Below are 8,125 nucleotides of genomic sequence, written 5' to 3'. Positions count from 1 at the left end.
TGAGAAGCAATATTTCCAACGGCTCAAGAGTGTCTAGAGAAGCCGGGGCGATTCAGTACCTCGCAAAAATCTTCACCATAGCTGCCATACACCTGCTTGAAGTCAAAGCCACAGACTTGGCAACAGAGTCTCCCGGTCGCTTTCAGCACGGATTCTTTCTTCTTCTTTACCAGCTTGGCATTGCGCTCCCTGCGGAGGTGAGCACTCAGCCTGACCTTCCCTTCCCGCCGGCCAGGCTCGTCTATATCTGGCAAGGGGGTGGATCCCTCTTTGATGAGCTTCATTACTCGCTCAACAATCGGCTTACTCTCCGGCTTGTCGGCATACCATATGTTGCTCTGCCCGATGCCCCCTTTTGTGGCACGCGGAATCAAAACAGAGCGCTCTTCCAGTAGTACTGCATCTTTGCGCTTTGCCTTGATGCGGAAGTTGGTTGCCCCTTGGGCGATGTGCTTAGCTGCCTTTTGCGGCGTCTGCTGTACCGTGCGGTAAACAGTGGCGTTCAAGTACCAGCCAACAACTACAGTCCCACCATCTGGCGGCGATGCTGTCCATACAACGGTCACACCATCAACTGAGTCATCTTTCTTGGACGCGCCCAAGTTCTCCAGTTTGATGTTCCCGTTTGCTTGGACGTAGCCGTAAACCACATCACCGACAGGAGTGAAGTTGCACACTTCATGCCCGATAGAATGGTTGTTATACGAACCACCACGCTCAAGGCTATCGGCATCTAAGCCATCGTACTTCTGCATCCAGCCAACATTACAAAAAAGGATTGCCACAGATACCCCTCCTCTACGCGATGAAGTGGCAATGATAATAGCATTCTAAAATTCGACCAGTCCTTGCCTTCTGTCATACATCCAACTGTGCCGATCAACACCTATGGATCTGCAGCCTCCCCAGCTAGCTGGTTACCCTCATCCTCATCCGCAACGATAAATTGGTATTCACAAACGACAGAAAGAAGCGGCTCACATAATCCATCGCAAGCGATCAGATAGCACGCATAGACAAGCTGCACCAACTCGCGCAGGGAGCTACTTTGTGAGCGGAAAAGCGTAGGCGCTCAGCCTCGAAACACGGAGCAGTTACCAGGATGACGGAGGTGAGAGGGACTCGCATCAGCCGCCGGCTGCAGCTCCCAACTTGGAGCCATCGCACAGGGCCCCCTTCGCTGACAAGCACAAGACCGATGCCAGCCAGCTCGCTTCGGCCTAGCTCACCATCCATGCCATAAGATGCAAACCCCGACGAGGCCTCTGCCTTGTAGGGACATCTACACGTAGCCGGCTGATCCGTACTGCATCTGGAGCGCAGCACACTGCAGAATTCCATTCTTTGGCTTCATTCCAATACAATTTCACACTTTGAGTGAAATCCACTTCATTTATTTTGATCGAAATGAAACCTAAGCCATTGATAACAAAAATAAAAGAGATTCATATTTTGATGAATCTCACATTAACGTTGTCAGAAATCGGAAAAGTTGAAATTTGCAATCTCGAATTTCAGCTTAAAATGCTAAAATCTTCCCGTAAAAAAGCCCTGTAAATGCAGGGCTTTTTTACAAGCAAAATATTACAAGTAATTGTAAAGCAGTAAAACAAAATGTAATAATGATTACAGCCATTAGCAATCTCACCACAAAGCTCGATTCACAAAGGAGACCAGCAAATGGATGCAGCACAAGAAAGAAAAGAAGCGATCACACCAAAATTAATCATTAACACAGAATTGTTAGAAAAGATCGCATCAAAATTTAACGGCCTACCGATTACAATGGGACCGGACGGGGAAATGCTTTCACCTGGCATTGTGGACCTACTTGATGTCGACAACACCACCTCTCACTGGACACCCTATAACGAGCGCACTCGCATGCTCGTGCTTGCTATCGAAGCTTGCCGTGACATCACGTTTTACGCGGAACAATTAATTGACACGAAGGTAAGATGGAGAGCCATGAGGGCAGTCACTGTACCAGTATGCAAACTCATGGATGGCACAGCGCTTCTGCTAACGAAGATGAATGACGTAACTTCTCGCGACACCCGTAATCGGTGGCCAATCACAGATCAAAAAACATACAACGAAATAGCAAAGCGTCTAAGAAAAAAACATCTACAGGGTCCTATCCGCTGGGTTCGCAACAAGATTGGAGCCCACCTTGATGCCGAAGCTTTTACGGTGGGTACAGAGTATCTTCATTTAGACGAAATTATAGCTGCCTTTGGAGACTGTCTAGTATTACTAACATTGTCGATGAACTATCCATCAAGTTGGTTCAGTTGGATCCGCCACATCGGCACATCCCCTGACGGGCATCAGCGAATAATAGAAACAATGTTTGAATATCCGATATGCATTCGTTGGATCACCGACACAAATGGACATCCTCTCGGTTTAAGCAGTGCCATTTTAGCTCAAGACCCGAGACACGAACTTCAAGATCAAATACTAGAAGCCATTAATTCATACAACAAGCTAGCAAAAGAAATTGAAACAAAACTTCCACTCATCACAACAAACCAAAAAGACATTGACACTGAATTATTTCAGAGCGACGCAGAAGGCAATAAAATTCTTAAAAGCATAAAAATATTTCACCCTTCTGACAATTAAAATTCGTTAGATGATTAATTCGCAAAGCACCTAGTAAAATTTAGAATCTCTAAACAATAAAAAAACAACTTCGCGGGTCTCGCCCCGCCGTCGAGGTACTTTACTTTTGCTTCGCTAAAAGAAAGTACCCAAAGAAAAGGCGACCCCCAGCGCGTCGAAACCCCGCCCCAGCCGCACCGCTCAGGGCGCGGCCGGAACTTGCGGCGCGCTAACGTCGCGCCGCTGCGGACAGCCGACCGCTTAAGACCCTGAGCGGCACGTCTGGGTCGGCTCGCGCTGACGGGACCGGTTACTGTCGGCACAGATTATAAAAATAAGAGGCGGAACGATTCGATAATGCGCCTAAAATTTTGACAGACCGTGATAAAGAAACATTAATGCAAACACAGCATACATAAAACATGAAAAAATATAAGTTTTTTTGTTTTTCTCATAGTGAATTTCACCACCACGAATATAAATTACTTCTTTAGTAATTATACTCATTAAAACATCGATCACACCTAAAATACCAATAGTTACCCATGAATATTTTTGCATCCAATCGAACACGAAGGACGCAAGAATTTCTGCCAAAATAATTACAAACAGTACCCTATTTACCCTTGCCAAAGGGGACTGACTCTTGCCGAAAAATTCCATCTTACGCCTCTAATATCAGTTTGCCGTTTTAACAATACCCACCAAGATGTTCGGATGATTATCGTAGCAATCTCGATCTGACCGCCTGAACCACGCTTTCCGATGGCCGCGCAACATCTCCGGCATCAATCCCGACATCCTGCGCCCTTCCATCATGCATTTCTTGGCTGTTTGCTGGCTGCTTACAGCTTGCTCGCATGGTCTCAATATTTCAATGACATATTCAGTGCGCCAAAAAAGTTTTTCATCATCTGAAACCACCGCACCGACGCCACCCTTGGCCCCGTCAAGCATGCCGACGGGTGGCCGGGGCGAGGTTTTAAGCGCCTGCCCTGTCTGAGCGATTTGACGTTAGCAAATCGCGAGTTCAGGCGCGCCTCGCTCCGGACGGGGCCTGTCGGGCAGCCGCAGGCCATGCTTGTGGGGTGGCCTTGGAGGTGGAGGAGAGGGCTTGGCCACGCAAGCCCTCTTTCCCGTCTGCCGCGCGGAAGCGGCAACACAAAGCATCATCCGCGCAGCAGATTCAAACCCCTTACCTGCACCTCTTGCCAGTGTCTCCGCGCCCCTCTACCCTTGCCGCTGCTGGTCTCACTGCGTAGCCTTTCCGGGTTGCATTCCAAACATGCAACCGGGTTTGGCGACCCAGTTACACCAGTACAGAAAAGCCGCGCTAAGCGGCTTTTCTCACTTGCGTCTGCATCCTTCCACGGCGGGCCAAGTGGGGAGACCTATGCGGTCTGCCGGTGCTGGTGCCGGTTCGCCAACCCCGCTTTGGCCTGCCACCCGCGTTTGGCGACGTGCGTGGCAGCCTTCATTACTCACCAGAGGGCCTAGTCATGGCGAATACCGGATCAAACACAAGCAAGCATCCCCCTCCCCTTACCCTGTACTACCTCGGCCACCCCATCCACCTGCACCACCACGGTCAATGCTGCCTGCGCGCCGACGACATCCTCGCCCTGTTCGGCAGCCGACTACGCCAACAACTGCAACAACGGCTGGCCACCCAGCACTGCACCCACAGCCAACACAGCAAAACAGACACCTACTGGCCAGAAGCCGCCCTGCAACACGCCTTGCGGCAATGCCGCCGCCCAGCCGCGCAAGCCCTGCGCCAGTGGCTTAACCGGGAGGTGCTGCCCGCCCTGCATCAACAAGCACCCACCGCACCACGCCAAGACCAGGCACTGGCCATGGCAACCGAGGCCGGGCAGCAGATCAGCCATGCGGTATTGCGGGCGACGCTGGAACAACAAGACGGCTGGCAGCACAGTAACTGGCTGCTGACGCTGCACTTTACGCCCAACCATCCACGCCGCCATGCCCATGGCCGGGTGGTGGCGCTGGACAGCCAGGTAACGCCGCTGCAGGCGCTGGCGCAGCGCATGGCCGGGCCGGAGGGCTTGAGCTGTAATAGTGCGGATTTGCTGCGGCTGGTGACGGCCTGCCATCAGTTATTGGCTAGGCGGATGGACAAGCAGGCATGGCGGGTGGAGGCGGCTGCAGGAACGTGACAAGGTGATTGCGTCCGTTCCAGTTGGTCTGCCGCCGTGTGGTGGCAGACCAGGCAAACCCAAAATCAGGTTCGGGTAATCACCACGCAGGCAGCCGCCCATGCCCAGCCATCAACCGGTGGTTTGATTTCATTGTTTTTCACGGTCGCCTTGAAGCCGGAGCCCAACAGGCCCTTGATCTTGGTTTCGATGGTTTTCAGCCTGTTGCGAATCCGTTGGTCGGCTTCTGCCAAGTCGCTTGCCCGGCAGTCGGTGTAGAAGGCAAAGATGCCAAATTTCAGGCTGCTTTGATCGCGCTTGCGCGCCAGCATGGTTTTTATGCGTGTGATGTCGCGCGTGCAGATGGAGGTGCTGCGGACGTTATTTTTGACTTCTATCACCGCGCGAGGCGTGTAGTTGGCCCACCGCAATACAATATCCACCCTCCCAGCAATGCGGATGGACGGGTGGAATTTGCCGCGCCCGGTGGCATTGGCTGCGTCCAGCGCATCATAGGTGCCGTTTTCTAGCGTGATGTATTTGCTGCCTTCCTGCGCTGCCAGCGAGCGGGCAATTTCGGTGGTAATCAAGTATTCCGGTGCCCAGCACACCCAGGAACCGGACATCTCGTTGTATGCAGCTTGTGCGTTTTCAATGCCATCAAGACATGCCTGGACTACTGCATTTTTGGCAAGCAAACCGGCCATGGCGCTTCCTTATTGACGAGGGAGAACGCGTTATTTTGCTTGAATCTGCTTGATTCGCAATGCCAAATGGATGGCATTTAGGCCCATATTGATGTGAAAGACATTACCATTGCGCGTCACTGTGTAATGGCCTGCAGGCTGCGCATGGCTTATCTGCGGCGGACTGTTCTCGGTGACAGGCCTGATCCTGATGGACTATAGATAAGCCAATCAGACTATTTGTTTGGCATGAAAGCGGCAGGATACTCGATACCCATTTCAATATTCTGTCTGCTGCCTGCGGCCATGCCGTGGGTGGTGGCGGTGTCCTGTCTGTTGATTGCCGTGATTTGATCATGTTGCTGTGGCGCGGGGCCAGCAGCGGCAAGGTGTGTGCCGTGGCGGTGTCACGCATGGGTTTGTCCGCAGGCCAATCCGGCGGTACCGGCCCATGCTGTGCGCCATTTTCCATCCTGGAGGCTGTCTTGGCGCGATTGCCTTGTGCGCCTGCATCGCCGCAATCCGGGACACAAGCACAATGGTCGGCTCGCTCATGCCCAATGCGGATGTCAATTACCTGGGGCTGATTCAGGCCCTGCCCTTGTTTGGTGGCTGTGCCACACCTCAATTGGCCGAATTGGCCAATGCCGCCAGTTATGTGGCGCTGGCAGAAGGCCAACGTCTGCACCAGGCCACCGGCAGCAGCGGTAGCCTGTATGTGGTGCTGCGCGGTGCCGTCAAGGTGTCGATGATTTCACCGGATGGCAATGAATTCATTGTCACCATGCTGTCGCGCGGCGAGGTGCTGGATGGGTTTCTGGCGGGTGAATCGGTTTGCCCGTTTCTAGCGTCCAGCATTTTGCTGACGGCCCATTCCCCCACCGTGGTGATGCAATTTTCCTGGACTCAATTATCTCCGGGCTTTGATACGCGGGATTTGGTTAAACGCTTTGATTTTTTGCTTAAGGAGTGCACGGCTACATTACTGCTGCGCATTGAGGATTTGGCCATGCATTCGCTGGATGCCCGGCTTGCCCGCATCCTGCTGCGCTTGCATACCCAATCCGCGATGATCGCCGATTTGCGCTTGCATCGCTTTAACCAGGGCACGCTGGCGCAATTGGCCAATGGCAGCCGCTCCAAAGTTAACCAGCATTTGCAGCGCCTGGTGGTGTGCGGGGCCATCTTGCTGATAGATGGCTGCGTGCGGGTCATCGAAAAAACCCATTTGCTGGCCATTGCGCGGGGCAAGTGCTAGGCCCTGCGTGCTTTAAGCACCAGCCACGCCTTGCTTGCAGGCGGTGTTGGCTGATACCACAACGCTTGTGGCCGCGCGCTCTTAACATAAAGATGTCTTGCAGGCTGTTACCCCGGTAACAGCCTGCTTTTTTTTATTCCGCCATATTGGGGGCGTCGAAAGCAGTCACGCGTTCGACATAATCTTTCAGGAAAGGTATCCCATGACTGATTGGAATAAAAAACTGACCAACCTCATCCGGCAAAACGACGGCACGCTGTGGGGCAACTGGTCGATGGTGGCCCAGGTTAATCTGGGCGACTACGGTGTTATCAATCCGGAAACGGCGGAATTTACCCGGCTGGGTAATATTACCGAGCTATACCCGGATTTGTTTAAAACCGGCTCTAAATCCACTGGTGATTTTTTCTATAAAACCAGCGGTGTACAAAAGCACTCGGTAACGGAAAAAATCTCTGGCGAATTTTTGGAGCCAGATACCGAAACCATCATCAGTGGCGGCATCAAGTTCAGCTGGAATTTCTCCCAGAGCAACGACATGTTGGTTAACTTCACTGCCGTGCGTTCCGATGGGCTGATGCCGGTGCAGAACCTGCTGCGGGTCGATGTTTTCAAAACCTTGCTGCAAGCTGCTGGCACTGCTGGCAAACGCAGTAATAGCGGCGGTATTTTGCCTGGTTTTGTTGTGGTAACCGACGTGGTGAAAAGCGCAGGTGGATTTATGGTTGCCTCGGAAAGCAGCAATCAAAAGTTCAGCATCGGTGGCGAGGCAAAAGCCACATCGGCACTGGTAGAGGGCCTGGCGGGTGATGTCAAGGCGGGTTATAGCTTTACGGAATCTACCGATTCAATCGTCAAGTATATCTTCCCGTCTCCCAACAAAGCCGTGATGCGTAGCGAGCAGGCTCCGCAAGCGCATATTGCCTTCCGTGCCCTGTCATTTAATGACAAGGCCTTGCTAACCAATTGGAAAGGTTGACGACTGCCACGGCAATCAACCCTGTCTACAAACATTTTTGGATCAAGGACAATTAATCATGCCTACCGTTTTGACTGTAACCAATAAAGGCGGTTTTGTTGCGCACTGCAAAGCCAGCTGGCTGGATGCCGGTTTTCAGCAGCAATCCGTCGATAACGAAGCCATGACTGCCGGTACCAACTGGACGGTTACCCTGGATGATGGTGTCACCCAGCTGCACTTGCATGTGGAGCACGATACCGGCCTGGTGTGGAAACCGCGCAATGTCACCGGTGATTTGTTTTGGGATAACCCTGCGGCCCAGTTCAAGGGCGGGCAGGCACAGGTAAAGATAAAAGGCACCACGCTGATTGGCTATGGCGTGGAATGGGAAAACCCCTAAGCCACACGACAGGCCGCTGTAGATCAGCATGGCCGTTAAGCGCAGCATTCTGTTTAT

9 protein-coding genes are annotated in these 8,125 nt (G+C 52.4%); 5 read left to right on the top strand and 4 right to left on the bottom strand.

What is annotated here, in order from left to right:
* Positions 1 to 23 precede the first annotated feature (23 nt).
* The gene (locus tag ACODR9_RS08740; protein ID WP_488808845.1) at positions 24 to 785 is read right to left on the bottom strand and encodes an HNH endonuclease; all 762 of its coding nucleotides are present in this window, start codon (positions 783 to 785) and stop codon (positions 24 to 26) included.
* An 895-nt stretch (positions 786 to 1,680) separates the two neighbouring features.
* Between ACODR9_RS08740 and ACODR9_RS08735 the strand changes: the two genes are divergently transcribed.
* On the top strand, positions 1,681 to 2,628 hold the full coding sequence (locus ACODR9_RS08735) for a hypothetical protein (RefSeq protein WP_488808844.1): 948 nt from the start codon (positions 1,681 to 1,683) through the stop codon (positions 2,626 to 2,628).
* Positions 2,629 to 2,970: 342 nt separating this feature from the next.
* Here the strand turns inward: ACODR9_RS08735 and ACODR9_RS08730 are convergent, their stop codons facing one another.
* The gene (locus tag ACODR9_RS08730) at positions 2,971 to 3,270 is read right to left on the bottom strand and encodes a hypothetical protein (RefSeq protein WP_488808843.1); all 300 of its coding nucleotides are present in this window, start codon (positions 3,268 to 3,270) and stop codon (positions 2,971 to 2,973) included.
* Between the two features lie 15 nt (positions 3,271 to 3,285).
* Positions 3,286 to 3,564 (bottom strand): hypothetical protein, encoded by a 279-nt coding sequence (locus ACODR9_RS08725; RefSeq protein WP_488808841.1) that lies wholly within the window; start codon positions 3,562 to 3,564, stop codon positions 3,286 to 3,288.
* Between the two features lie 542 nt (positions 3,565 to 4,106).
* Between ACODR9_RS08725 and ACODR9_RS08720 the strand changes: the two genes are divergently transcribed.
* Positions 4,107 to 4,784 (top strand): hypothetical protein, encoded by a 678-nt coding sequence (locus tag ACODR9_RS08720; RefSeq protein WP_488808840.1) that lies wholly within the window; start codon positions 4,107 to 4,109, stop codon positions 4,782 to 4,784.
* Between the two features lie 65 nt (positions 4,785 to 4,849).
* Here the strand turns inward: ACODR9_RS08720 and ACODR9_RS08715 are convergent, their stop codons facing one another.
* Positions 4,850 to 5,470 carry a hypothetical protein gene (locus ACODR9_RS08715; protein WP_488808839.1) on the bottom strand — a complete coding sequence of 207 codons (621 nt, stop codon included), beginning with the start codon at positions 5,468 to 5,470 and terminating at the stop codon, positions 4,850 to 4,852.
* Between the two features lie 517 nt (positions 5,471 to 5,987).
* Here ACODR9_RS08715 and ACODR9_RS08710 point away from each other — a divergent pair.
* The 3 genes from ACODR9_RS08710 to ACODR9_RS08700 all read left to right on the top strand — a co-directional run bounded on the left by ACODR9_RS08710 (position 5,988) and on the right by ACODR9_RS08700 (position 8,068).
* Positions 5,988 to 6,707, top strand: coding sequence for a Crp/Fnr family transcriptional regulator (locus ACODR9_RS08710; protein ID WP_488808837.1), 720 nt, complete (start codon positions 5,988 to 5,990; stop codon positions 6,705 to 6,707).
* Positions 6,708 to 6,909: 202 nt separating this feature from the next.
* Complete coding sequence (locus tag ACODR9_RS08705) at positions 6,910 to 7,686, top strand: hypothetical protein (protein ID WP_488808836.1); 777 nt, start codon at positions 6,910 to 6,912, stop codon at positions 7,684 to 7,686.
* A 58-nt stretch (positions 7,687 to 7,744) separates the two neighbouring features.
* Positions 7,745 to 8,068 (top strand): thiol-activated cytolysin C-terminal domain-containing protein, encoded by a 324-nt coding sequence (locus tag ACODR9_RS08700; RefSeq protein ID WP_488808834.1) that lies wholly within the window; start codon positions 7,745 to 7,747, stop codon positions 8,066 to 8,068.
* The last annotated feature ends 57 nt before the right edge of the window (positions 8,069 to 8,125 follow it).

The organism is Aquitalea sp. FG25 (assembly GCF_057809375.1).
This window is presented reverse-complemented; position numbering and strand designations above follow the sequence as displayed.